The organism is Shewanella sp. NIFS-20-20 (genome assembly GCF_019209865.1).
GTDB lineage: Bacteria > Pseudomonadota > Gammaproteobacteria > Enterobacterales > Shewanellaceae > Shewanella.
On the sequence record NZ_JAHUTT010000005.1, the window covers coordinates 14,765 to 41,101 of the forward strand.

Consider the following 26,337-nt stretch of genomic DNA (forward strand, 5'->3'; position numbering starts at 1 on the left):
GGTGTCAATACCGCTTGCTATCAATAACATCGCCTAAGTTTCTCGCCAAAAAAAGGAGGTCTTAACGACCTCCTGCAACATAACGCTTAAATTCAACCGTTATCGCGGTTTAGTCGTGCAGTGATTAATGTATCAATCACGGCCGGATCCGCTAGGGTAGAAGCGTCGCCCATATTGGTGACTTCATTGGCGGCGATCTTACGCAAGAAACGTCGCATAATTTTTCCCGAGCGGGTTTTGGGTAAACCTGGAGCAAATTGAATGAGATCTGGTGTCGCTAAGGCTCCAATTTCTTTACGCACCCACTGACGCAGCTCGAGTCTGAGTTCTTCTGTCGGCTCAACATCTCGGGTTAAGGTCACGTAGGCATAAATGCCTTGGCCTTTAATATCATGGGGGTAACCTACGACGGCGGCTTCGGCAACTTGTTCATGAGCCACCAAGGCACTTTCGACTTCAGCTGTGCCTAAGCGGTGACCAGACACGTTAATCACATCGTCTACTCGGCCGGTGATCCAGTAATAGCCATCCTCATCTCGTTTAGCACCATCGCCGGTAAAGTACATGCCACGGAATGTTTTGAAGTAGGTCAGTACGAAACGGTCGTGGTCGCCATACACAGTTCGCATTTGACCAGGCCAAGAATCAAGCAAGACCAAATTACCCTCGGCAGCACCGTCGATGATATTGCCCATGTTATCGACTAAGGCGGGTTGAACCCCAAAGAATGGGCGCGTTGCAGAACCTGGCTTAGTATCAGTCGCACCTGGTAGTGGACTAATTAAGATACCGCCAGTTTCTGTTTGCCACCAAGTATCGACAATCGGGCAATGTTCATGACCTATCACTTCATGATACCAGCGCCAAGCTTCAGGGTTAATCGGCTCGCCGACAGAGCCCATAATGCGCAAGCTATCGCCCTTATAGTTTGAGAACTGCTCTTTACCTTCTGCCATTAGCGAGCGGATAAGTGTCGGAGCCGTATACAGAATATTGACTTGATGACGGTCAATGATTTCACCTAAACGGGCTGGGCTTGGATAATTGGGGACCCCTTCATGCATCAGCATTGTGGCACCATTAGCAAGTGGCCCATATACCATGTAAGTGTGGCCTGTGATCCAGCCGATATCAGCCGTACACCAATAGATTTCACCAGGTTTGTAATCAAAGACATATTCATGTGTCATGGATGCATAAACCAGATATCCGCCAGTGGTGTGTAAGACACCTTTGGGGTTGCCAGTAGAGCCTGAGGTATAGAGCAAAAATAGAGGATCTTCGGCGTTCATTTCTTCTGCTAAACAATGGCTCGATGCGGTGTTCATTAGCTCGTGCCACCACACATCCCTATCAGCTTGCCAAAGAATATCACCCCCAGTGCGGCGTAACACAATGACGCGTTCGATTGAGGTCACGTCAGGATTGGCCAACGCTTCATCGATATTGGCTTTTAGGGGGATTCTACGACCGGCGCGCAGACCTTCATCAGAGGTAATTACAACTTTAGATTTACCGTCAATAATGCGTGATGCGATTGAATCCGGTGAAAAACCGCCAAATACGACGGAATGTACCGCGCCGATGCGAGCACAAGCAAGCATGGCCACTGCGGCTTCGGGGACCATTGGCATGTAAATGGTGACGATGTCACCTTTTCTAACGCCTTGACTGCGCAAGGCGTTGGCAAATTTGCAGACTTGAGTATGGAGTTCAGCATACGTTAGCTGGCGTTGTTCGCTAGCATCATCACCTTCCCAGATGATGGCTGGTGTGTCTGATTTGTCCGCTAAATGACGGTCGAGACAATTGGTTGAAGCGTTGAGCGTGCCATCGTAGAACCATTTAATAAAAAGATTATGATCGTCAAACGAGGTGTTTTTTACCTTAGTGTAAGGTTTGAACCAATCAACACGTTGCCCATGTTCACGCCAAAAGCCTTCTGGATTGACGATAGATTCTTGGTACATTCTCTTGTACGTATCTTGGTCAATATGGGCTGTTGCAGCTATGTCCGAGGGGACAGGGTAGAGAGACGGCGTGCTCATGTGGGCTTCCCTTTATGTATTAATAATGTAGTTTGAGTATCCGATGTGAGATGGGTTAACTCCATTAGACCTTGGTCTAGTTTTGTTTTTCCTTTATTTTTTAGGTTGTTGCAAACTAAGCTCGACTGGATTTTGAGCAGACTTTCACGCACAATCGACAAGATATCCCTGCTTAAGGAAATGACATGAGTTTGACTCTGGTGGTAGCTTTCATTGCCATTTGCTATGTTTTTTTACTGTTTTTATTAGCTTACGGCGCAGAGCGCCGCGTTGGCCAGTTCCCCCTTAGAGTCAGGGAAATTATTTATGGTTTGAGTTTGGCGGTCTATTGTTCTTCTTGGAGTTTTTTGGGAACCGTCGGCCAAGCCGCCAATGACATTTGGTCTTACGTGCCGATTTTCCTAGGCCCGATCCTCATATTTACTTTTGGCTTTGGCTTATTACGTAAAATGGTCATGGTATCAAAGGCGCAGCACATCACATCCGTCGCTGATTTTATTGCAGCGCGCTATGGTAAGTCACAACGATTAGCCGCCTTGGTGACGTTAATTGCGGTGGTTGGCATCATGCCTTACATCGTGCTGCAGCTCAAAGCCATAGTGGCTAGCTTGCAACTATTCCAAACCGACGGGCAGGTCAATAACGTTTGGGTACCATTACTGATAAGTGCGTTACTCGCGATTTTTGCGATCCTGTTTGGCACGCGAAAACTCGATGCCACTGAGCATAATCCCGGCATGATGCTGGCCATTGCTTTTGAGTCATTAGTGAAGCTCACGGCTTTCTTGCTACTGGGTTTGGTTGTTAGTTTTTATATGTTCAATGATGTCAGCGATATTTGGCAGCAAGCCAGTCAAGCGGGTCTCATCCATGGCGCGACAATTCGCCTTGAGAATATATTGCCAGAATTGATTGTTGGTATGGCGGCTTTTTTATGCATGCCGCGCCAATTTCACGTGATGGTGGTTGAGTGCGAGAGTGACACTATGCTGCGGCGTAGCCGCTGGATATTTCCCTTGTATCTGTTGATCTTTGGTTCATTAGTGGTGCCGTTAGCATTAGCGGGCAATCTATTACTTGGGCAAAGCGTTACGCCAGATACTTATGTGATTAATTTACCCTTGATGCAGGACATGCCTTGGCTGGCAGTCATTGCGCTACTGGGCGCATTGTCTGCGGCCACTGGTATGGTGATTGTGGCGGTGGTGACCATTAGTACCATGATTAGCAACGAATGGTTGTTGCCTGTGATGCTTAGAACCGGTGGCATTAAACAAAAAAACTTTGGTCAGTTTTCGCAGTTACTATTAAATTCGCGGCGGTTATCCATCGTTATCATCTTAGCCTTTGGCTATATCAATTATTTATGGTTAGGGCAAAGCGATAGCCTGTCGTATTTAGGGATGCTGTCTTTTGGCGCTTTTGCGCAGTTAGCACCGGCGATGGTTGGCGGTCTGTACTGGAAAAAAGGTAACCGTTATGGGGTGTTTTTAGGCTTAGCCTTAGGATTTGGCCTCTGGGGAAGTCTACTGATGGATGGGGGCGATGTGGCCACTCGTTTGGCATGGCCTGAGACGTTTTCCCCCGATATTAATGATGCACTCTTGGCATTAATCCTGAATAGCTGTGGGTATGTGTTAGGGTCGTTGTGGTTTCGAGCGGGGGTAGCGGAACGTATCCAAGCCAGTAGCTTTGTCAGTCCGGGCCACTTTAAACGTGGACAAGACAAACGGCATGTTGTGATTTCTCAACAAGACTTGTTGATCCTCGCCAGTCGTTTTGTATCGCCGACTAAAGCGTATGAAAGTTTCAGCCGTTTTTCAGCCGATGCGGTAAATAGCGACAGTTGGCATAAATCTGCGCCGGCGGGGTTGATAGCACATACTGAGCATATGTTGGCGCGCGTGTTAGGCGCCTCTAGTGCGGCGTTAGTGATGGATACTGTACTGGAAGGACGAGAGCTTGGGCTGGATGAAGTCATGAACTTAGTTGATGACGCTTCAACCAAGATCATTCTCAGTCAAGATATGTTACGTGGCGCCATCGAACACGCCTATGAAGGCATGAGCGTGGTCGATAAAGATCTCAATTTAGTGGCATGGAATAAAAAATATGTCGAACTATATCAATATCCTGATGGTTTTTTAAAAGCAGGAATGGCCATTAGTGATGTGATCCGTTTTAATGCGGCACGAGGGTTTTGCGGCCCTGGCGATGTGGAACAACAGGTCGAAAAACGATTGCAGCATATGAGTGCGGGTTCTGCCCATGTATCTGAGCGTCAGCGTCGCGATGGGCGCGTGATTAAAATTCAAGGTAATCCAATGCCTAATGGTGGCTTTGTGATGACGTTCACCGACATTACTCAGTATCGTCAGCAAGAGCAAGCGTTACGAGAAATGAACGAAACCCTTGAGGTTCGAGTGGCGGCTCGTACCCGAGAATTAGCATCGCTAAACACGGAGTTGATCGCTGCCAAAGCGCAAGAAGAAATGGCCAATGCCTCTAAAAGCCGTTTTTTAGCGGCCGTGGGTCACGATTTAATGCAGCCGTTAAATGCCGCACGACTATTTACCGCGTCTCTTGCTCAATATCCTCCACTGGATGCTGAAGCCCGAAAAACGGTGAGTCATGTGAATCAGTCGCTCAAGATTGCGGGGGAGTTATTAACGGACTTGCTGGATATTTCTAAACTCGACTCCGGCACCGTAGAAGTCAATGTTAAGGATGTTGCCATTGCCGACTTGTTAGATAATTTAGGCGTAGAGTTTAGTGCCATGGCTGCTGAGCATCATATTGATTTTACATTAGTAAAATCAAGTCTTGTGGTTAAAACCGATGTGGCGTTGCTGCGCCGCATTCTGCAGAATTTTCTCACTAATGCATATCGTTACGCCCGCGGTGATAAGGTGCTGCTTGGTTGCCGTCGTCGCGGCGAGTTTGTGGAAATTCAAGTCATCGACACCGGCTGTGGCATTGAACGTGAACATATTCAAGATATCTTTCGCGAGTTTAAGCGCCTCAATCAAAGTGGTAGTGAACAGGTGAGTGGTTTGGGGCTAGGTTTAGCCATTGCTAAACGATTGAGTTTGATATTGAATATTGAGTTGAGGGTTGATTCGGTGTACGGCCAAGGCTCGCTTTTTTCAGTATTGGTGCCGCTTGGCAGTCAACAGCAATTATTGCAACCCGTGGTATCCCGTCAGCAAATCCCAACGTTAGTGGGTTTGAAAGTCTTGTGTATCGATAATGAAGAAGCCATTTTGGCTGGGTTAAATAGTTTATTATCCCGTTGGCAGTGTGAGGTCGTGTGTGCGCCGAATGTGGCGCAAGCAAAAATAAGTTTAGGACTAAAAGGGATCGCTCCCGAGATCGTGTTGGCCGATTATCAACTCGATAATGGCGAAACCGGGCTTGACGCTATGGATCACATTCGAGCGGTGTATGGCTGCGATATCCCTGGGGTGTTAATCACCGCCAATACGAGCCAGCAACTTATCGATGATGTTCAAGAACGCGGTTATCACTATTTAGCCAAAATGATCAAACCCGCCGCCTTAAGAGCCTTACTTTCAAGCTTGGTTAAAAAATAGCAAGATGGGGCGGAGTGTTTTTAAAAGTCATACGCACTGACAATAACGCCAAAACTGAACCATAATTAGGTTTTGGAGGATGTATGATATTGGAAAATCTGAGCAATCATTTTTGTTGTGGTGGTCGTCTAAAACGTTATCGCTACCACGCCAATTGCCTAGACGCGGACATGTGTTTTAGCATTTTTTTGCCCGCCATGGCCGAGCAGACCGCGTTACCTGTACTCTATTGGATTGCCGATTGTCATCAAGATGACACCAGTATTTTTCGGTGTGGTCATCTATTGCCGTTAGCGGCGCGAAATAAAATGGTCATTGTCAGTCTTGCGGGGATCCCCGCAGACAGTTTACTTGGACGCAGTCAGCAGCCATTTCTCTATTTAAATGCCACTAAAATCCCATGGCAGCAGCATTACCAACTGTTTGATTACATCTATAAAGAATTACCAGAAGTGATCGAAAGTCACTTTCCTGTTCAACTTTATCGCGCCATTGCGGGGATTGGTGCAGGCGGGCATGCTGCGCTGGTGGTGGGTCTGAGTCAGCATAAACGGTACAAAGCCATTTCGGCGATTAATCCGGTTATTTCACCTGCCAACAATCGCAATACTCGTCAATTGTTGTTGGCGTCGTTAGGGGAGCAGGCGTCAAGTTGGTTGCAATACGATGCCTGCGAACTTTTGGCTCTGGCCGTCAATCAAAGACCGGTATTGGTTTCCCAAGCCGAACTCGACCCCGACCAAGACATGCAGGGCACGGCGTTGTTAATTGAACAAGCTCGACGTATTGGTTATCCCCTTGATTATCGAATGCATCTCAATTACGACGCCAGCGATTGGTTTACTATGTCGGTGATTGAATCTCATATGCAATTTCATCGACTCTATAGTTAATGGTGAAGGTTTCATCTCAATCAGCATCGATGTTCATTATACCGAGGTAACTTATAGTCTATGCTTTGCTGATTACAGCCAAGACAACTTAGAGAGTGTATGCCTTCTAACAAACAACTCGGGGTTTTTAGCGTTGCAGCATTAGGCATTGGTTCCATGATCGGTGCAGGTGTGTTCGCGTTGTTAGGCCAAATATCGGTCGCTGTGGGTCCTGAGACTTATGTCGTGTTTATCATCAGTGGCATTGCAGCTATCTTGTCTGGCTATTCTTATGCGCGTTTAAGTGCACATTACCCAAGCAAAGGTGGGGTCAATTATTATTTTCGTATTGGTTTACCGTCAGAGCGGTTGGCCAATGCCTTAGCTATCTTGTTCTTTGTCACTTTAATCTTGACCATTGCCATGGTTGCTAAAGCTTTTGGCGCCTACGGCGCGAGAATAATGCATGAATCCCAAACGGGGATGTGGACCAATATTTATGCCAGTGCCTGCATTATCATTCTGACAATTCTTAATATCATTGGCCCAAAAGCCGTGGGCCGGGTCGAAGTCTGGTTGGTGGCGGTCAAACTGGGCATTTTGGCGATTTTTGTGGTGGCAGGCAGTATTCAATTGCAACCTGAAAAGTTGGTTATACATCATTCAGCTCCCTTTGAAAGCATCTTGGCAAGCATGGGGCTGGCCTTTTTTGCGTATTCTGGTTATGGGATGATGGCGAATGCCGCTGAAGATGTAAAAAATCCTGAAAAGACCATGCCTCGGGCATTTATGTTGGCGATTATTTTAGTCATGGTGGTGTATGTTTTATTGGCGTTAGTCGTGTTAGGTAATGTCACGCCAGCTGAGTTATTGAAATACTCCGATACTGCCGTCGCACAAGCAGCGGAACCTATCCTAGGGCATGCTGGGTTTATTATGGTTATTATGGCGGCGTTAATCGCCACGGCTTCCTCGGTTATCGCCAACATTTTTGCCTTGTTTAATGTCAGTGATGATCTTGTCGAGCAGCGGTTATTGCCTAAATTCTTCCAGAAAAGCCATGGCTCTTTAAGTGTCGGTATGTACTTAGTGCTTGGGGTGACCTTAGTGTTAACCAATTTTGTCGATCTCGCCTCCTTGGCGTATGTAGCCAGTGCCACCTTCTTATTATGTTATTTAGCGGTATTTGTTTGTGCTTGGCGGCTACGACAAATACTGCACGCCAATGCATTACTTTTGGCGGTTGGCTTTGTTTTGATGCTAATAATCATGGTGATGTTTGTGTTTAATTTAGTGTCAACGTCACAAAATTCCGCCCTCATTATTTTAGTGCTAAGCCTGTTAGTGAGTGGTTGGCTCGGTGGCCTTAGACATAACCATGAATAGGGATAGGTTAACTATAGGCAGCCATTGGTGACGAGATTAGCCCATGTTCTTGTGCTTTGTGCACACCCAGCGATTCAGCGATCTGAAGTGAATCGAGGGATGTTTGACATCGCGACCAAGATGGATGGCGTTACTGCCATTGATCTTTACGCGCAGTATCCGGATTTTGCTATTAATGTGGCCGCTGAGCAGCAACGTTTGATTGATCATGATGTGATCATTTTTCAATTTCCTTTGTTTTGGTACTCCACCCCCGCGCTGCTGAAAGAGTGGCAAGATGCCGTGCTCCAATATGGTTTTGCGTACGGTAAAGGCGGTAATAGCCTAGCCGGAAAATCTTTTTTATGTGCGATTTCGGCTGGTGGCTATCAGTCCACTTATGCGGCCGGTGGGGTAAATCACCAATCAATTACCACTTATATAGTGCCGCTCGAACAAACCGCTACGCTGTGCCAGATGCACTATGTTCCGCCTTTGGTGTTATATGGGGCGGGTTTTGCTAAACAGCAGCAACGGCTAGAGTCTCATTTACAAGACTGGCAGTCCCTATTAGCCACTTGTGTTGACGCTTGCCGCTCCGGCGACTCAGTTGCAGAAGCAATAGTCGATGTGTTCGGAGAGCGAGGATGACCGATTATTTTCTTCAAGGTTTTATCTATCTGTGTGCAGCCGTGGTTGCTGTTCCTTTAGCTAAGCGTTGGGGGTTAGGCTCGGTACTTGGCTATTTGATCGCCGGCGTCATGATTGGACCGATTTTTGGTCTTGTTGGCCAAGAAACTGAAACTATTCAGCATTTCGCTGAGTTTGGTGTCGTTATGATGCTCTTTGTTGTGGGGCTTGAGCTTGAACCGAGAATGTTATGGCAAATGCGTCATAAATTACTTGGCCTTGGTGGGCTGCAATTAGTCGTAACGACATTAGCATTGACGCTCGGTGGCATATGCCTGAAATTAGCATGGGAAACGTCACTCGCCATTGGCCTTATTTTGGCGTTGTCGTCGACGGCAATTGTATTACAAACCTTCAATGAAAAAGGGTTAAATCGCACCCATGGCGGTCGCAGCGCATTTTCAGTCTTACTATTTCAAGATATTGCTGTGATCCCCATGTTGGCCTTATTACCTCTGTTGGCGGTCGCCGAGTTTGGATATCATAGCGACACGATGGCTGCCTCATTGCCCAGGGTGTCTTTAGTCAATGGTCTCTCTGGTTGGTTGTATGCCAGTGTCGTTATCTTGGCGATAGGGATTGTGGTGGTAGGGGGCCACTTTCTTAGTCGTCCTTTATTCAAATTTGTGGCCAGTGCCGGCTTGAGAGAAGTGTTTACGGCGACGGCATTAATGCTGGTGGTAGGCATTGCGGCGCTGATGAGTTTAGTTAATTTATCTCCAGCGCTCGGAACATTTTTAGCCGGAGTGGTGTTGGCAAACTCCGAGTTTCGGCACGAGCTTGAATCGAATATTGAGCCATTTAAAGGCTTATTACTGGGGTTGTTTTTTATGACCGTGGGAGCCGATATTGATTTTCTTCTGTTTGTTGCTGAATTTGGCTTAGTCATCACGATGGTGTTTGGGCTTATTTTCATTAAAGCGGCCGTATTATTGGGGTTAGCGTGGATATTTAAACTCCGTCAATCAGAAGGCTGGTTGTTTGCATTAAGTTTGGCGCAAGCCGGTGAGTTTGGTTTTGTGTTACTAGCGTTTACCCAGCAACAACAGGTAATTGATGAGCATCTCGGGGGGGTATTGTCACTCGTCGTGGCCATGTCGATGTTTTTAACCCCAGGCTTATTCCTGCTTTATGATCGACTGATATTACCAAGATATACCGACAGTGCTAATCAAGGCGAAGCGGATCCCATCGATAGTCAAGGACAAGTCATTATTGCTGGCATAGGACGCTTCGGCCAAATCATAAACCGCTTGCTGGTGGGCAATGGGGTGAGCACTGTGGTGTTAGATCATCAAGCTCAGCAAGTTGAGTTGATGCGTTTAATCAATATGAAAAGTTATTTTGGCGATGCGACTCGACCGGATTTACTCCATACCGCTGGTATCGAAAAGGCCAAATTATTAGTGGTTGCTATTGATAATCCGGAGCAAGCCATCACCTTAGTGGAATATGTCAAAATGACCTACCCACAAGTTAAGGTATTTGCTAGAGCGTATGATCGAGGGCATGGTTATCGGCTAACCCTTGCTGGAGCTGACTACCTAGTGTCTGAAACCTATTTTTCTGCACTTGAACTGGCTAAACATGCATTGATTTGCCTCGGGGAACATCCTTTTCAAGCAAGGAATAAACAACTGACTTTTGCAAAATTAGAAGCTAAATATCAGAAAAGCTCTATGAATTGTGGCGAGAAGCCAGTGCAGATGATAAATATAACACTGACTTTAAGGCGTTATTTCTACAACTTGAAGAGGCGCTTAGTTCAAGAGTGGCAGAGGTCGACCATCTACACTACAACAACAGCAGCGCATGGGATCCTCCACCCGAAAAGAACTCAGACGATAAGGAGTAGTGACTTGTCGTGTTATTACAATTCCACTTTATCCCTATCTAATTGTTGCAAGGCAATGACCGCTTGAGTGCGGTTGCGCACGCCCAGTTTGCGGAATATGGCCGTGGCATGGGCCTTAATTGTCGCCTCTGAGACCCCAAGGTCATAGGCTATTTGTTTATTCAATAGCCCTTCAGCAAACATCTGCAACACCTTATATTGTTGGGGGGTCAATTCGGCGAGTTTGTTGGCAATAGGATCTTCGGTTTGATCATCGATTGAATGTAATTGGACCCCTGACGGAAGCCATATGTCACCGTAAAGAATGGTGGTTAAGGCATCACAGAGGGTTTCCATTGAGGCAGATTTTGGAATAAATCCTGAGCTACCGTAATGTATCGCTCGGCTAATGGTGAGATTATCTTCATAAGCTGAGATCACCACCACCGGCACATGGGCAAAGTGATTGCGTAAATGTATTAATGTTGAGTAGCCGTGAGATCCCGGCATTTGTAGATCTAATAGGATCAGATCATAACTGTTTTTGGGGGTGTCTAACAGCTGCTGCAAGGCATCGGCGCAATCAGCTTCGAACCAGCGGGTATCAGCAAAGGCATTCGTCAATGCTTGACGAAGTGCATTGCGAAATAATGGGTGATCATCAGCGATGATAATATTTAAGTTTTCAAGCTTCATGGCTTTGTAATGAGTTATGGTTGCACTTGAAGGTTTTTTTAATGTAACAGAAAAGATACAACAGCACATATCAAAAAATAACCGATTATGAGTTTTTATTGCTTACTCATGCAGTTAAGTCAGTTGTTCGGAGGATCCAGCGGTTGCGTCATGCTGATAATGTTTATCTTAGCGGCATATGGTCAGCTATGCCGCTAAGTCATTGGTGCTTAGGCGGCCAAGATTTTGGTGGGTTTTCTGTGTTCGTCCATAGCCACAAAGGTGAACACTCCGCGAATGGCATGTTGACGATGATCGGTATACATATCTTCCACGAAAATGTTGACTTCGACCTTTAATGAGGTATTTCCTACATGGATGACCCTAGCAATAATTTCAGCCAGTGATCCTGCTGGGATGGGCTGATTAAAATCGATTTTATCTGTGCTCACCGTCACTAAGGTTTTTCGACAAAAACGCGTGGCAGCGATAAAAGCAGTTTCATCCATCCAAGCGAGTGCTTCGCCACCAAACAGGGTGTTGTGATGATTGGTGATGGATGGGAATACCGCTTTAATGACACGGGCTTCGGACTGGTTAATGCGTTGTTTAATGGCCGCAGAGCAACCTGAGCGAGCTTGAGTCAATGGCATAGTACAACCTTATCTGTGCAGACTAAAATCAGGAGTATAAAGCGTTTAGGCGTTAGGCAATATAGACTGCCAAATGAGATGGATAGCCATAGCGCTGAATAAATAGTGTAAACCCCTGATTAACAGGGGCTTAAATTGAAAATTAACCATTGTTTACTGGTTAAGAAAATTGATGCGATCTCGTGATGCCTTGGCCAGTTGACGTAACAGGTTTTTCGAATCTTCCCAATGTAAGCAGGCATCAGTGATACTTTTGCCATACTCTAATGGTTTGTTAGGTAACACTTTTTGGTTACCTTCTTCAATAAAGCTTTCAGCCATGATGCCGGCGATGACGGTATTACCCTGACGCATTTGCGCCATAATCGAGTCAGCAACCTCAAGCTGCTTCAGATGCTGCTTTTGGCTATTGCCGTGACTGAAGTCAATTACCACGCGCTCAGTCAAGCCAATATCATGCAAACGTTCACGAATCTTGTCGATATCTTGGGGGGCATAATTAGGCTGTTTACCACCGCGTAAAATGATGTGGCCATAGGGGTTACCGTGGGTACGGTATACCGACATATGACCATCTTTATCAGGCGAGTAAAAAATATGGGGCACTTTAGCGGCGCGTACAGCATCAACGGCAATGTCAATGTTACCATCGGTGCCATTTTTAAAGCCAACAGGGCAAGATAAAGCCGATGCCATTTCACGGTGGACTTGGCTTTCGGTGGTACGGGCGCCGATGGCTCCCCAAGTCACTAAATCGGCAATATATTGACCATTGACCATGTCTAAAAATTCAGTCGCAATTGGCAAACGCAACTCAGTGATTTGTTGCAGTAATTGTCGTGCCAGTTTTAAGCCTTTGTTTGGACTAAAGCTACCGTCAAGATCTGGATCTGAGATTAAGCCTTTCCAACCGACAATGGTACGAGGCTTTTCAAAATACACGCGCATCAAGATACACAAGTCATCTTTGAGCTCATTGTGCAATTCGGCTAAACGGGCAGCGTAATCCAATGCCGCTTTGGTGTCATGAATTGAGCAAGGCCCCACAATGACCAATAAGCGTTGATCTGCGCCAGTGAGTATGGCTTCCACATCACGTCGTTGCTCGACTAAGTAATCGGCTGCACCTTGCGTGAGAGGAAATTCGGCTGCCAATTCCGCAGGCGAAATGACCTTACATAGTAGGGAGGTACGTAGTTCGTCAGTTTTAATGGTCATTCAGATTACCGGACTTGGTTACAAGTCAATTTGAAACATATTGCGTTGGATTATAACGAATAACACCGTGAAGCACAGTGCCTGTTGCCTGAAATATCAGCAAGCATGCAATTTATTTCGACTAATATATGGCAAACAGGCCTATCAAAGGACAGATACGCCGGCACTTGCAACCCCAAAGGGCTGCGCAGCGTACCCTCGACATTAGAACATATGTCGTTTCATTCCGGTCATATCAAGAATTTTGGCCGCAATTTCTTCGACAGATTGATTGGTGGTATTAAGGAAAGGGATCCGCTCTTTTTTATAGAGCATTTCAACCTCTTTAACCTCAATACGACATTGGCGTAATGAAGAATAGCGACTGTTTTCTAAACGGCTTTGGCGAATTTCATGCAGACGACTGGGATCAATAGTTAAGCCGAACAATTTATGTTTGTTGCGCTTAAGTTCCTCAGGTAAGCGTAAATTATCCATATCATCTTCAGTAAAAGGATAATTGGCTGCCTTAATGCCAAATTGCATGGATAAATACAAACTGGACGGGGTTTTGCCACAGCGTGATACCCCAAGCAGAATAATTTCGGCGGTATCCATGTGTTTCATGGTCTGGCCGTCATCATTGTCCATGGCGTAATTAATCGCATCAATACGAGTTTCATAGCTTTTATTACTTTTGCCATGAGTGCGATGCAATGCTGGGGTCGCTTGAACGCCTAATTGTTGTTCAAGAGGGGCGACAAACGTGTTTAAAAAATCATAATCGAGTCCTTCACTGGAGTAGATTATGTCGCGAATTTCGGGTTTTACGATGGAATGAAACACTAAAGGGCGTTCGCCTGTGGTAATAAAACTATCATTGATTGTCTTCTTTACTGACTCAGCTTTTGCAATTGTTTCGACAAATGGAATAGTAAGTGCATCAAAACTAATAGGAAACTGCGAGAGTACAGCATGCCCAAAAATCTCGGCTGTGATCGCCGTCCCATCTGAAATATAAAATACTTTACGCGACATTTTGGCCTCATTGTAGTAATAAAATTACAAATAAAATTATACATTTACGGTAATTGTGATGGAGTGTAAAATGCCGTTGCCCTCGTGTGAAGGGGCCAATGAAATAAACATGCGGAGATAGAACTGTGCAGCAATATGTACTCTGGTATCAGGAATTAGGCATGGGCGACGTCAACCAAGTCGGCGGCAAAAACGCTTCTCTTGGTGAGATGATCAGTAATTTAGCAAATGCAGGCGTACAAGTACCGGGTGGTTTTGCCACGACGTCTTTTGCGTTCAATGAATTCTTGGAGCAAAGCGGATTAAACCAGAAGATATATGATGTCCTAAACACACTGGATGTGGACGATGTCAATGAATTGGCAAAAGTCGGCGCACAGATCAGACAATGGATCATCGATACCCCTTTCCAGTCGTCATTAGAAGAGGCAGTACAACAAGCCTACGACCGACTGGCCTCTGAAACCCACAATGCTTCATTTGCTGTACGCTCTTCTGCCACAGCAGAAGACATGCCTGATGCCTCGTTTGCAGGTCAGCAGGAAACCTTCTTAAACGTGAAAGGTTACGACTCTGTGATTGTCGCAATCAAACACGTATTTGCCTCACTCTTTAATGACCGTGCGATTTCGTATCGTGTGCACCAAGGCTATGAGCATCATGGTGTAGCCCTGTCTGCTGGTGTGCAATTAATGGTGCGCTCAGATAAATCGGCATCGGGTGTTATGTTCTCCATTGACACTGAATCGGGTAATGAAGATGTGGTATTTATCACATCCTCTTACGGTTTAGGCGAAATGGTGGTTCAGGGGGCCGTTAACCCTGATGAATTTTATGTTCATAAGCCTAGTTTGAAAGCCGGCCATCAAGCGGTTGTTCGTCGCAACATTGGTAGCAAGCTTATTCAAATGGTGTATTCAGATGATGCATCTCATGGTAAGCAAGTCAAGATTGAAGATGTGGCACCCCAGCTGCGTCGTCAATTCTCTATCACTGACGATGAAGTGATGGAATTAGCTAAGCAAGCGGTGATTATTGCTGAGCATTATGGCCGTCCGATGGATATCGAATGGGCAAAAGACGGTAATGATGGCAAGTTGTATATTGTTCAAGCACGTCCAGAAACTGTACGTAGCCGTGAAGATGTCCAATTAATTGAACGTTATCATTTAAAGAGCCGCGGTGACGTGATTAGTGAAGGTCGAGCGATTGGTCACAAAGTCGGTTCTGGTGTGGCTAAGGTACTTAAATCTATTGCCGATATGGATCAAATCCAACCTGGTGATGTGTTAGTGACCGACATGACCGACCCAGATTGGGAACCTATCATGAAACGTGCCAGTGCCATTGTGACCAACCGTGGTGGTCGTACTTGTCATGCAGCGATTATTGCTCGTGAACTGGGTGTACCGGCCGTGGTTGGATGTGGTGATGTGACGTCACGGATTAAGCATGGTCAAATGGTGACTGTGTCTTGTGCAGAAGGTGACACCGGATTTATCTATGATGGTAAACAAGATTTTGAAGTTATCACTAACCGAGTGAATGACTTACCTAGCTTACCGATGAAAATCATGATGAATGTGGGTAATCCTGATCGTGCGTTTGACTTCGCTCGTTTACCTAACGAGGGCGTAGGTCTTGCTCGTTTAGAGTTTATTATCAATCGCATGATTGGTATCCATCCGAAAGCGCTGCTGGAATTTGATAGCCAAACACCACAGCTGCAAGAAGAAATTACTGAGATGATTGCCGGTTACGCATCACCAGTAGAATTCTATATTGCTCGCTTGGTTGAAGGTATTGCCTCTATTGCTGCCGCTTTCCATCCTAAGAAAGTCATTGTGCGTATGTCAGACTTTAAGTCGAATGAATATGCCAATTTAGTCGGTGGTGATCGCTACGAGCCAGAAGAAGAAAACCCAATGCTGGGTTTCCGCGGTGCTAGCCGTTATATTTCTGATTCGTTCCGTGATTGCTTTGCCTTAGAGTGTGAAGCGATTAAGCGTGTGCGTCATGATATGGGTCTGACTAACGTCGAAATTATGATCCCATTTGTGCGGACCGTGTCTGAAGCTGAGCAAGTGATTGCTTTGCTCAAAGACCAAGGGCTTGAGCGAGGTAAAGATGGTTTACGCGTTATTATGATGTGTGAGTTGCCATCAAATGCGTTACTTGCCGACAAATTCTTAGAGCATTTCGATGGATTCTCTATCGGTTCTAACGATTTAACTCAGCTAACCTTAGGTCTAGACCGTGATTCTGGCATTATCAGTCACCTGTTTGATGAGCGTGATGAAGCGGTTAAAGTGTTATTGGCAATGGCAATTAAAGCGGCCAAAGCGAAAGGTGCTTATATTGGCATTTGTGGTCAAGGCCCATCAGATCACGCTGACTTTGCAGCATGGTTAGTAGAGCAGGGCATTGATACTGTATCGCTGAACCCTGATACCGTGATTGATACTTGGTTATATCTGGCGGGTGCAGAAAAATAACTGAGATTTATGTCAGTGAATAAGTAAATTATTCATTTATTTTATAAAAAGCCGCTTTTTGCGGCTTTTTTGTTTTAAATTTATTGCAGCCAAGATCGATCCGCGGTTAACTAAGGCCAAAACAATGAGAAATTTCGGTTATCTCATGCTCGTTATCATTGCTAAGGTTACCCTTGACTGCTATGACCCAACAATTACCCAGAATTGCCCATGAGCACACACAAGAAGCGGTGTTTAGTGCTTACCTACACGCTTTAACGCCTCTCTTTGTCGGTGATATTGACCATAGTTACGCGGCGCGCTTAGCGCAAGCGACCGATAACTCTGTGTATCAATTTATTCCTCAGGCAGTGCTTTACCCCCGCGATCGGCAGGATATTGAAACGGCCATGACGCTGGCTAACCGTCCAGAATTTTCAGAGGTGTATTTTAGTGCTCGAGGCGGCGGTACCGGTACCAATGGTCAGTCATTGACTCATGGGATTGTGTTAGATCTCTCTCGCTATTTGAACCAGGTGCTTGAAGTTAACGTCGTTGAGGGCTGGGCTCGGGTTGAAGCCGGTGTGGTGAAAGATCAGCTTAATGATGTGTTACGGCCTCATGGTTTCTTTTTTAGTCCTGATTTATCGACATCAAATCGAGCCACGATTGGCGGAATGATTAATACCGATGCCTCGGGCGCAGGGTCATTAGTTTACGGTAAAACGTCAGATCATATTTTAGGGTTAACCTCGGTACTGAGCGATGGCTCAACCTTAGTCACGTCACCGATAGATGGAGATGAACTTGCGCGCTATATCGAACAATTAGAGAGTCCATTGGCCCAAGCATTGGTCGGCACGGTCGCCCACGAATGTCAGTCGAATCGTGCGCTCATCTTGCAACAGTTCCCAGAGTTAAATCGTTTCTTAACGGGTTACGATTTAAAACATGTGTGGAATGATGAATTAAACCGATTTGATTTATCGAGAATGATCGCCGGCTCTGAAGGGACACTGGCCGTGGTGACTGAGGCGAAATTAAATATTACCCCTTTGCCCAATACGCGAGTGCTAGTGAACATTAAGTATGACTCCTTTGAGTCGGCACTTCGTCATGCGTCCACCTTAGTCGATGCTCGAGCTACTGTTGTTGAAACCATTGATTCAAAGGTGCTTAACCTTGCTCGTCAAGATATTATATGGCACTCGGTTTCCCCTTTAATCACCGATGTTGTCGGGCATGAGATCATGGGGCTCAACATGGTTGAGTTTGCTGGGGATAGCGACGATGTCAATGCTCGCTTGGCCGGTTTAGACAAGTTGCTGCAGCACAATAATCAAGGGATTGTTGGTTGGCAAATATGTGATGACTTGACCAGTATCAATCTCATTTATGGCATGCGTAAAAAAGCGGTAGGGTTATTAGGCGCGACCAAAGGGCGTCGTAAACCTATCGCCTTTGCGGAAGACACCGCGGTTCCGCCTGAGTCTCTGGCGGATTTTATCTTAGAGTTTAGGGCATTATTAGATAGCAAATCATTAGAGTACGGCATGTTTGGCCATGTCGATGCTGGGGTATTACATGTCCGTCCGGCATTAGATATGTGCGATCCTAATGACGAAGCTTTACTGCGAACCTTATCGGATGAAGTGGCGGCGCTCACACACAAATATGGCGGGTTAATGTGGGGCGAACATGGTAAAGGTGTACGTGGGGAATATGCTCCCACCATCTTTGGTGACCGCTTGTATCACTTATTAAGAGTGATTAAGGGCAAGTTTGATCCCGGAAATAGACTAAACCCTGGCAAGTTAGTGAGTCCAATTGATGCCGGCCCATTGAAATACAATATCGATAGTATCAAGCGTGGCACTTACGATCGACAAATTCCGATCTCGGTACAACAGGTTTATCCTGATGTCATGAATTGCAATGGCAATGGTTTATGTTTTAATTACAGTACGTTATCTCCTATGTGCCCGTCGTTTAAAGTCACAGGTGATAGGATACACTCACCGAAAGGACGCGCAGGATTAATGCGTGAGTGGCTACGCTTGCTAGAAAACAACGGTGTTGACATCAATGCCTTAGCGACAGCCAAAGCAGCCCCCATTTGGACGCGGATCCGCAATACCCTGAACCAAGATAAAACGTATGATTATTCTCATGAAGTGATGGCATCCATGCAAGGTTGTTTAGCCTGTAAAGCCTGTTCGAGCCAATGTCCGGTAAAGGTCGATGTGCCTAAGTTTAGAGCTGAATTTTTTAATATTTATTATCAGCGTTATCAACGCCCAGCCAAAGATTATCTAGTCGCAGGATTGGAAGACGGGATTGCAACCCTGGCGAAAACGCCAGCCTTAGTGAATGCAATCTCAAACAATCGCTTGAGCCGCTGGGTAATAAAACACGCCTTGGGCTACATTGATACGCCTGACTTATCAACCCCGTCATTGACCGATTTACTCAAAGGCCATGCTTGTTTGGGCTATGATTTAGACGATCTGCAAGCCATTCCTGTGGCAGAGCGGTTACGCTACGTGCTTATCGTGCAAGATCCCTTTAATAGTTTTTATGATGCTAAGTTGATATATCATTTTGTGTTACTGGTGGAAAAACTTGGCTTTAAGCCAGTACTTTTACCCTTTAAACCTAATGGTAAACCCGCTCATATTAAAGGGTTTTTAGCTAAGTTTGCCAAGATAGCTCAAACCAGTGCTGACTTTTTTAATCAGCTGAGTGCCTTGGGGATGCCGCTGGTCGGGGTCGATCCTGCATTAGTGTTATGTTATCGCGATGAATATCGGCAAATATTGGCTGAAAAACGCGGTGAATTTAAGGTGTTGTTATCCAATGAATGGCTGAGCATGACCCTGGCGAGTCTGCCAAGAAGCCGAGCTCAAGAGGGCCGCACGCCGCCCAAGTTTGTCTGGTTTAGTCATTGCACTGAGTCGACGGCAAAGCCAGAAACGGGCAACCAATGGCAACAAATTTTTGCACATTTTGGTGCCGAACTTACAGTGAAAAATCTTGGCTGTTGCGGTATGGCAGGGACCTATGGTCACGAATTGGCCAATTTATCGCGCTCTAAAACCTTGTTTAGTTTGTCGTGGCAACCGAGCTTAGCCGAGTTACCCCAACAACAAGTGTTAGTCTCAGGTTATTCGTGCCGTAGCCAAGTGAAACGGTTTGCTCACTTCCGCCCGCGCCATCCACTCGAAGCCTTATTGGATCTTTGTTGATCCCGTCATTGTGTGGCTGGCCAGCCTTTGCAGGTTAGCCACACGGTGCACCTCATTTCAATGTGCTTAACAAAATTAAAATCACCGCTAGTTTATTACGCGCTAGATGGTAGTATTAAGTCAGACACAGGATTTGTCCGGGTCATGAGTGCGATTTAGAACAATCGTGATCATTGCTTTAGTGGTATGGCAGGAGGTGATTTTTGAAGCGTTATGAACACCTTGGGTATTTAGTGAGTCATTTAAATGTGACTCTGCAACATGAATTAGACGAGCGATTGAAGCGATATCAATTGGATATCAAACTCTGGCCGGTCTTATTTACGTTATGGCAAGAAGAAGGGATCACGCAAACGGAACTCTCTAAGCGCTGTGATGTTGCGAATTACACCATGACGCGATTACTGGATCAACTCCAAGTCCTTGGTTATATCACCCGTCACCAAGAAGCTGATAATCGGCGGGCCTTTAAGATTTTTCTCACCGATGATGCTAAAGCCCTTGAACAAGACTTAGTCTATGAGGCGGAGAAAGTGAATCAAAAATACTTGGCCAGTTTATCCGAGGATGAGCGCCAAGCGTTGATCGCGTTATTGACTAAGGTCAATCGCTCTTTGGACTAAATGATGACATCCTATACATATAAGCTGTGCGCTTGCCTCTGCGTGATAGCCGTCAGCGGTTGTCAGCATCTGTCGCCCCCATTGCCGACCTCTCCTCAGACGACTTTCCTTGAATGCAACGCTAATGAGTCTTTTGCTAAAGTGCTCACGCTAGCTAACGGCACTAGCTTAGTGGTGCGAGAAGGGATGTTTGAACCACGCTCAATTGGCACTATTACGGTGATCTTGTATCGAGATCTCAATGTGGGGCAAATGAGCAGTGGCATGGTGTTTAGTCGAGATGGTGTGATCACGGATGCCACATTAGATAAGGCGCAAATTCGCTTAACAATTACCACAGCAACTGCAGGTAGTGGTAATTACACTCACCACTATCGGTTATGTATTGACGACGATAATCAATTAGATCATTGTTAAAGGTTAGCCTTGGTAAGGCTCTATGAGAGTAATACTGATATAGCAAAGAGCAAACCAAGGCTGGCTACCACCATGATTTGTTTTGTTTGGCGTTGACTGTCTCTAAGATGTTCAGCGCCTTGAACTAGGCTAGTTAATAAATGTTGGTTTTTATAAATACGGCAGCGTAATTGATGACTGTCAGGGTCAATATGGAGTGTTAATTGACATTGTTGACCATTATTCAGTGAAAATATATGGCGACTGCTGCGGCCAAAATTGAACTTGAATGACACCAAATGACCATTGAGAAATACACGTTCAAGTCCGCACCAACTACTGGCCTCGATCTTAAGTAATTGCTGATTAATAATGTAATCAAAGTTGACCATATCCTCTCCAAAGCTCCCTTTCTGAAATTTAAGTCAAGCAAAAACTCGGGAGGTTTGCCACCTGTGATAACGCATTATTTGCTATTTGATGCTATCTACCTGTTCCCTTAGGATTTTTAAATTTATCTCACAAAAACAAAGAGCTAGCAAAAGCTAGCTCTTAATTATTCCATTATTCAGTAGTTTAGCGCGCAGCCTCTATGATGGCACGAGCCATTTCATCGGCCACGGCATTGGTGGTTCTATTTTGCGCATCAGCTTGTTGAAATATACTCTCCAACGTTTGGTAAATATTTTCCACCTTGCGCCGAGAACGCTCAGCATCATAGTCGTTTTCAAAGGAGACATTAATGATGCCGCCGGCATTGATGACATAATCGGGAGCGTACAAAATCCCCATCGATTTTAGCTGTTCACCGTGGCGGAGTTCAGCCAACTGATTATTCGCACAGCCTGCAATAATTTTCGCTTTGAGCAAGGGAAGCGTAGTGTCGTTGATCGTGGCACCTAATGCACAAGGGGAATAAATGTCGACATCTTGATGATAAATATCTTGAGGCGCCACTACCAGTGCATTAAATTCATTGGCGACACGATCCAGCGCAACTTGGTCAATATCGGTGACAATTAATTCCGCACCTTCTTTATGCAAATACTTACAAAGATGGTAACCAACATGGCCAACGCCTTGAACGGAAATTTTTAACCCTGCCAGATTATCAGTCCCATTTTGATGCTTATTTGCCGCTTTGATTCCAAGGTAAGTGCCAAGCGCGGTAAAAGGGGAGGGATCACCACTTTTGCCTTCAAGTCCAGCCACATAAGGCGTTTCTTGATGAGCAAACATGATATCTTTTGTACTTACACCGACATCTTCTGCAGAATAATATAAACCCCCTAAGGTATGAACAAAACGCCCGAAAGCACGAAAGAGGGCTTCTCTATCTGTGGATTTAGGATCGGCAATGATCACTGATTTTCCGCCGCCCATGTGTAAACCCGCTAAGGCATTTTTATAGGTCATACCACGCGATAATCGTAACACATCGTTCAGTGCATCATCATCGTTTTGATAGTGCCACATTCGACAACCACCAAACGCGGGTCCAAGGTTAGTATTATGCACGGCAATAATAGCTTTTAAACCACTCGCTTTATCGTGGCAAAATACCACTTCTTGATGATCGTCATAAGAAACATGATTAAAAACAGCCACTAAAAATACTCCCTGTGTTAAAAACCGATACACATATCGACAACTTTTGTTGTAATTTGGCGCAACAATAACATTTTGCCAATAGACGACCAAGTCTATTGTGATGACCAAGTAACGAATGATGGCAAGATTGCTTGCCAAAATGGGTAAATGGAATGATGTTAACTAAAAAATGTCGGAGTATTGTGGCGATATTATTGCGGGAATCCTTGCTATAGGGCAGTATATTGGCAACAAAAAATAATAATGAAGGAAGTGTCGTATGTCTGAAGCTGAGACGAATGCTGCTCAATTAACTCCAGAGCAAGTGCAAGCCATGGAACAACAACGTGAAGTTTGGGTTCGTGAGCAATTTCAAAAAGCTAACCGCTTCCTTGCTGAAAAAGGCATCATGCCAGGTAAGGTGTTAACAGATCAAAGCCGCTATTTAGCTCCCTATGTTGCGGTTTGGAAAATGGAGTCTGCTAAGCCGCAGAAGAAAACCTATTGGGTGATCTCTGGTGATTTACCGACAGATTATGTTGAAGTGTCCGCTGCCGCAACGCCAAGAGACGTGCTCAAACACTTTTCTCTGAATTGGCAAATTAAAGCTGAAAATCTTATTCGTTCAGGGGCTGTTGCCGACCCGACCCAGAAAAAGTTTGCCAACCTGTTGATCTCAAGAGCGCAGAATTTATACCAAGTGCAAGAAGACGAAGCGCTGTGGTCGTAAGGTAATCTTTCGCCAGAATTGGCGACGTTGCCAGTAAAAAGCAGAGAACCTGAGGATCTCTGCTTTTTTTATCGTCGCGAATTATTCCGTTAAATAATAATAGCCGGCATTGATCCATGACAGCAGTAAGGTTTTAATCGCATGGTGTTGGCATAACTCGGTTAGCTGCGTGCCGCTAAGGCAGCGTACTTCGGCTAACAGGCTTAATTGATCCATATTGGCTTGCGGCAACGGGAAGGCATCACCATTGGCAAATAGTCGTGATTGGTGATCATTTTCAAGCAACAACACCTTAAGGCCACCGATACGTTGCAGCATCGCACCCTCACTTATTGCTTCGTCTAACTCATCTTCGCTGAGTTCAGGCTCCATTTCATTAATATCAAGTTCGAAACGGCTTTGACTCAAGAGTCGGCCTAACACAGTTTGGTACTGCGTAGGATCGCTCGCCAGATCGGTTAATAATTGCATTAAGCCTTGCTGTTGCTGCTGACTAAATTGCGATGCTGGTAAGGTTTCTGCTGTTGATACGTATCGGTGTTGACCGAGTTGGTTATCGAGCATGTAATCGGCAAGCTCACCAATCAGTTCCTGTTGTGATGGTGCACGAAAGCCCATCGAGTAACTCATCGACGGTTCGAGCGTGTAGCCGCGGTGAGGGAAGCCGGGGGGAATATATAATATATCCCCTGGGGCTAATACAGTATCTATGATCGGCTCAAAGTCTTCGATTAATGGACTGTTAGCATCATTATTGCGCTGTTGATATTCACCCAGCGGTCCTACTGTCCAGCGACGGCTACCACTGCCTTGAATAATGAAGACGTCGTAGTTGTCTATGTGAGGCCCCACTCCACCGCCAGGCATGGCGAATGACACCATCAAATCATCGAAGCGCCAATCGGGCAGAAAGCGAAAGCTGTTACAGAAAGGATGAGTTTGCTCGGCAAAATGATTGACCGCTTGTACTAACAATTGCCAATTTTGCTCTCCGAGCTGGCTAAAGTTGGTAATCGGCCCTTGTTGAATACGCCAGTTATTCCCTTCGGTAAATACTAGTCGAGAGCTGAGATCTTCTTCCATGGCCAGTCCCGCCAATTCATCAGGCTCGATAGGATCGATGAAATTGACGAAGCCTTGTCGGATCACCAACGGGTGTTTTTGCCAGTGCTGGGCCAGAAAATCCGCGTGATTGAGTTGGAGTTGATACATAGATATGGTTACCAATACTTACGGCCAAATTTTATTGGCACTGGAATACAAAAACGGCAACCCGAGGTTGCCGTCATTGGGGAGAAAGATTCTATTATAGCTCGTCAACAAATTGTGTCGCGCGGCCAATATAATTTTCAGGTGTCATTGCTTTTAATTCAACTTTGACAGTGTCTGGCAGATCTAAACCATCAATAAATACGGCTAACTGCTCCGCATCGATGCGTTTGCCACGAGTCAACTCTTTCAACTTCTCATAAGGCTTTTCAATACCATAACGACGCATAACGGTCTGAACAGGCTCAGCCAATACTTCCCAGTTATGGTTTAATTCATCACGAAGATGAACTTCGTTTACTTCAAGCTTACTGATCCCTTTAAGGGTCGACTGATAAGCAATCAGTGCATGAGCCATACCGACACCTAAATTTCGCAGTACAGTGGAGTCGGTTAAATCACGCTGCCAGCGTGACAATGGCAGTTTCGCCGCTAAATGCTGCATGATGGCATTAGCGATACCAAGGTTACCTTCTGAGTTTTCAAAATCAATAGGATTGACTTTATGGGGCATGGTCGATGAACCAATCTCACCTGCAATGGTTTTTTGCTTGAAATGTCCCAGCGCAATATAGCCCCAAATATCTCGGTCAAAATCAATCAAAATGGTGTTAAAACGAGCGATAGCATCGAATAACTCAGCGATATAATCATGAGGCTCGATTTGGGTCGTATAGGCATTCCAATGTAAACCTAAACTAGTCACAAATCGCTGCGATAGGGCATGCCAATCAACCTCGGGATACGCAGATAAGTGAGCATTGTAGTTACCCACCGCACCATTGATTTTGCCCATGAGCTCGACCGAGCGAATTTGATCCGCTTGACGTTGCAAACGCATGGCAACATTGGCCATTTCTTTGCCTAAGGTCGATGGTGATGCGGGCTGACCGTGAGTACGAGACATCAGTGGTACATCACGATAGTCTTTGGCTAACTTTTTAATACCATCGATCAGTTGTTGACAATAGGGCAGTAATACTTGCTCGCGAGCTTCAGTGAGCATTAAGCCGTGCGCTAAATTGTTGATGTCTTCAGAAGTGCAAGCAAAATGGACAAATTCGTCAATGGCCACTAATTCTGGATTAGCGGCGATTTTTTCTTTAATAAAATACTCGACCGCTTTGACATCGTGGTTAGTCGTGGCTTCGATGGTTTTTACTCGTAACGCATCTTCTTCGTTGAAGTTATCTTTGATGGCGTCCAGCAACGCTAAGGCTTCTTCGCTAAATGGCGGCACTTCGGCAATTTCTGGACAGCTAGACAGCAGCTTTAACCAGTTAATTTCAACTTGGACGCGATATTTGGTTAAACCGAACTCGCTGAAGATCCCTCGTAATGAGGCGGTTTTACTAGCATAACGACCGTCTACCGGAGAGATAGCAGTTAGTGCGGATAGTTCCATATAAAGCTCCTTGGCGAACCTAAATTAACAATTAAAGGGAAAGAGATTTTGTTGCCGCATCGACAATCGCTTTGCGGGCAAACACTAAGTGACGACGTTTGCCACCGAGTTGTCGCCATAGCACAGCACTGCGCATTGCAGACAAGAGTAGGGCACGAATTTTCTGTTGCACCAAGGGACGTTGCAGACAGTTAGGGTTACCTGTAATTTGAATTTTTGGCCCTAATTCGCTAATGATATCACTGTAAATCGATGCTAAATTTGCAATTACTTGTTCATCAGTGATAGCAAAATGGTGTAGTTGTCTTTCGACTTGATTAATGCGTTCAGCCAGCATGCCTAAGGCATTGGCATTGCGACTTAATTTTCGCTCTAGAGCAAGAATGCCCACCAAATAGCGAGTTAATTCGACATCTTTTTGCCCCTGTTCACCTAACTGGCTTTGGATCAGTTGCATACCTTTACGCTGCGAAAATCTATCGGGATAGACATCAGCGACTGAATCAGGATTAGTCACTAAAATGCTATTGAGGCTGGCAGCTAACATGTCTTTGTCTGACTCGCCGTGGCGTGAGAGGTATTGTACCTCTGCCACTGCGTGGAGCAGGCCGGCAAAGGCCTGAGTACTTTCCATTATTGC

At 45.5% G+C, this 26,337-nt stretch carries 19 protein-coding genes and 1 pseudogene; 10 read left to right on the forward strand and 10 right to left on the reverse strand.

All coding sequences use genetic code 11. The annotated features are described in order from the left end of the window. Positions 1-92: 92 nt before the first annotated feature. Entirely contained in the window at positions 93-2,048 is a 1,956-nt protein-coding gene (gene acs, locus KU855_RS02570) for an acetate--CoA ligase (protein WP_218528787.1), read from the reverse strand. A gap of 185 nt (positions 2,049-2,233) precedes the next feature. Here acs and KU855_RS02575 point away from each other — a divergent pair, with 185 nt between their 5' ends. From KU855_RS02575 to KU855_RS02595, 5 genes and pseudogenes are all read left to right on the forward strand, one after another. Then, positions 2,234-5,641 (forward strand): PAS domain-containing hybrid sensor histidine kinase/response regulator, encoded by a 3,408-nt coding sequence (locus KU855_RS02575; RefSeq protein WP_218528788.1) that lies wholly within the window; start codon positions 2,234-2,236, stop codon positions 5,639-5,641. 83 nt (positions 5,642-5,724) lie between these two features. After that, positions 5,725-6,534: an alpha/beta hydrolase-fold protein gene (locus KU855_RS02580; RefSeq protein WP_218528789.1), complete on the forward strand. Its 810-nt coding sequence runs from the start codon at positions 5,725-5,727 to the stop codon at positions 6,532-6,534. A 99-nt stretch (positions 6,535-6,633) separates the two neighbouring features. Beyond that, a complete protein-coding gene (locus tag KU855_RS02585; RefSeq protein WP_218528790.1) occupies positions 6,634-7,899 on the forward strand; it encodes an APC family permease in 1,266 nt (421 codons plus the stop codon). Positions 7,900-7,950: 51 nt separating this feature from the next. Beyond that, complete coding sequence (locus tag KU855_RS02590; protein WP_371316314.1) at positions 7,951-8,529, forward strand: NAD(P)H-dependent oxidoreductase; 579 nt, start codon at positions 7,951-7,953, stop codon at positions 8,527-8,529. Next, a pseudogene (locus KU855_RS02595) lies at positions 8,526-10,423 on the forward strand (monovalent cation:proton antiporter-2 (CPA2) family protein). Before KU855_RS02590 ends, KU855_RS02595 begins: the two are co-directional and overlap by 4 nt. Positions 10,424-10,438: 15 nt before the next feature. Here KU855_RS02595 and KU855_RS02600 read toward each other — a convergent pair. The 4 genes from KU855_RS02600 to KU855_RS02615 all read right to left on the reverse strand — a co-directional run bounded on the left by KU855_RS02600 (position 10,439) and on the right by KU855_RS02615 (position 13,965). Then, on the reverse strand, positions 10,439-11,098 hold the full coding sequence (locus KU855_RS02600) for a response regulator transcription factor (RefSeq protein WP_218528792.1): 660 nt from the start codon (positions 11,096-11,098) through the stop codon (positions 10,439-10,441). 209 nt (positions 11,099-11,307) lie between these two features. Further along, positions 11,308-11,730: an acyl-CoA thioesterase gene (locus KU855_RS02605; protein WP_218528793.1), complete on the reverse strand. Its 423-nt coding sequence runs from the start codon at positions 11,728-11,730 to the stop codon at positions 11,308-11,310. Between the two features lie 153 nt (positions 11,731-11,883). After that, positions 11,884-12,948: a 3-deoxy-7-phosphoheptulonate synthase gene (locus tag KU855_RS02610; protein ID WP_218528794.1), complete on the reverse strand. Its 1,065-nt coding sequence runs from the start codon at positions 12,946-12,948 to the stop codon at positions 11,884-11,886. Positions 12,949-13,152: 204 nt separating this feature from the next. Then, the gene (locus KU855_RS02615) at positions 13,153-13,965 is read right to left on the reverse strand and encodes a pyruvate, water dikinase regulatory protein (protein ID WP_218528795.1); all 813 of its coding nucleotides are present in this window, start codon (positions 13,963-13,965) and stop codon (positions 13,153-13,155) included. A gap of 125 nt (positions 13,966-14,090) precedes the next feature. Between KU855_RS02615 and ppsA the strand changes: the two genes are divergently transcribed. The 4 genes from ppsA (at position 14,091) to KU855_RS02635 (ending at position 20,724) form a co-directional block, all read left to right on the forward strand. Next, positions 14,091-16,460 carry a phosphoenolpyruvate synthase gene (ppsA, locus tag KU855_RS02620; protein WP_218528796.1) on the forward strand — a complete coding sequence of 790 codons (2,370 nt, stop codon included), beginning with the start codon at positions 14,091-14,093 and terminating at the stop codon, positions 16,458-16,460. A gap of 182 nt (positions 16,461-16,642) precedes the next feature. Then, positions 16,643-19,684 carry an FAD-binding and (Fe-S)-binding domain-containing protein gene (locus KU855_RS02625; protein ID WP_218528870.1) on the forward strand — a complete coding sequence of 1,014 codons (3,042 nt, stop codon included), beginning with the start codon at positions 16,643-16,645 and terminating at the stop codon, positions 19,682-19,684. A 203-nt stretch (positions 19,685-19,887) separates the two neighbouring features. Further along, on the forward strand, positions 19,888-20,307 hold the full coding sequence (locus tag KU855_RS02630; RefSeq protein WP_218528797.1) for a MarR family winged helix-turn-helix transcriptional regulator: 420 nt from the start codon (positions 19,888-19,890) through the stop codon (positions 20,305-20,307). Positions 20,308-20,310: 3 nt separating this feature from the next. Then, positions 20,311-20,724 carry a PliI family lysozyme inhibitor of I-type lysozyme gene (locus KU855_RS02635; protein ID WP_218528798.1) on the forward strand — a complete coding sequence of 138 codons (414 nt, stop codon included), beginning with the start codon at positions 20,311-20,313 and terminating at the stop codon, positions 20,722-20,724. A 20-nt stretch (positions 20,725-20,744) separates the two neighbouring features. Here the strand turns inward: KU855_RS02635 and KU855_RS02640 are convergent, their stop codons facing one another. Together KU855_RS02640 and KU855_RS02645 are read right to left on the reverse strand one after the other, a co-directional pair. Next, the gene (locus tag KU855_RS02640) at positions 20,745-21,095 is read right to left on the reverse strand and encodes a hypothetical protein (RefSeq protein ID WP_218528799.1); all 351 of its coding nucleotides are present in this window, start codon (positions 21,093-21,095) and stop codon (positions 20,745-20,747) included. Between the two features lie 184 nt (positions 21,096-21,279). Further along, positions 21,280-22,311, reverse strand: coding sequence for a Glu/Leu/Phe/Val dehydrogenase (locus tag KU855_RS02645; RefSeq protein ID WP_218528800.1), 1,032 nt, complete (start codon positions 22,309-22,311; stop codon positions 21,280-21,282). Between the two features lie 262 nt (positions 22,312-22,573). On the opposite strand from KU855_RS02645, the gene KU855_RS02650 reads away from it, so the two are divergent. After that, the gene (locus KU855_RS02650) at positions 22,574-23,023 is read left to right on the forward strand and encodes a DUF4826 family protein (RefSeq protein ID WP_218528801.1); all 450 of its coding nucleotides are present in this window, start codon (positions 22,574-22,576) and stop codon (positions 23,021-23,023) included. A gap of 81 nt (positions 23,024-23,104) precedes the next feature. Here KU855_RS02650 and KU855_RS02655 read toward each other — a convergent pair whose 3' ends face one another. The 3 genes from KU855_RS02655 to hflD form a co-directional block, all read right to left on the reverse strand. Continuing rightward, positions 23,105-24,235 carry a cupin domain-containing protein gene (locus KU855_RS02655; protein ID WP_218528802.1) on the reverse strand — a complete coding sequence of 377 codons (1,131 nt, stop codon included), beginning with the start codon at positions 24,233-24,235 and terminating at the stop codon, positions 23,105-23,107. 94 nt (positions 24,236-24,329) lie between these two features. Then, positions 24,330-25,697: an adenylosuccinate lyase gene (gene purB, locus KU855_RS02660; RefSeq protein WP_218528803.1), complete on the reverse strand. Its 1,368-nt coding sequence runs from the start codon at positions 25,695-25,697 to the stop codon at positions 24,330-24,332. Positions 25,698-25,728: 31 nt separating this feature from the next. Continuing rightward, the gene (gene hflD, locus KU855_RS02665; RefSeq protein WP_256260842.1) at positions 25,729-26,331 is read right to left on the reverse strand and encodes a high frequency lysogenization protein HflD; all 603 of its coding nucleotides are present in this window, start codon (positions 26,329-26,331) and stop codon (positions 25,729-25,731) included. Positions 26,332-26,337: the final 6 nt, after the last annotated feature.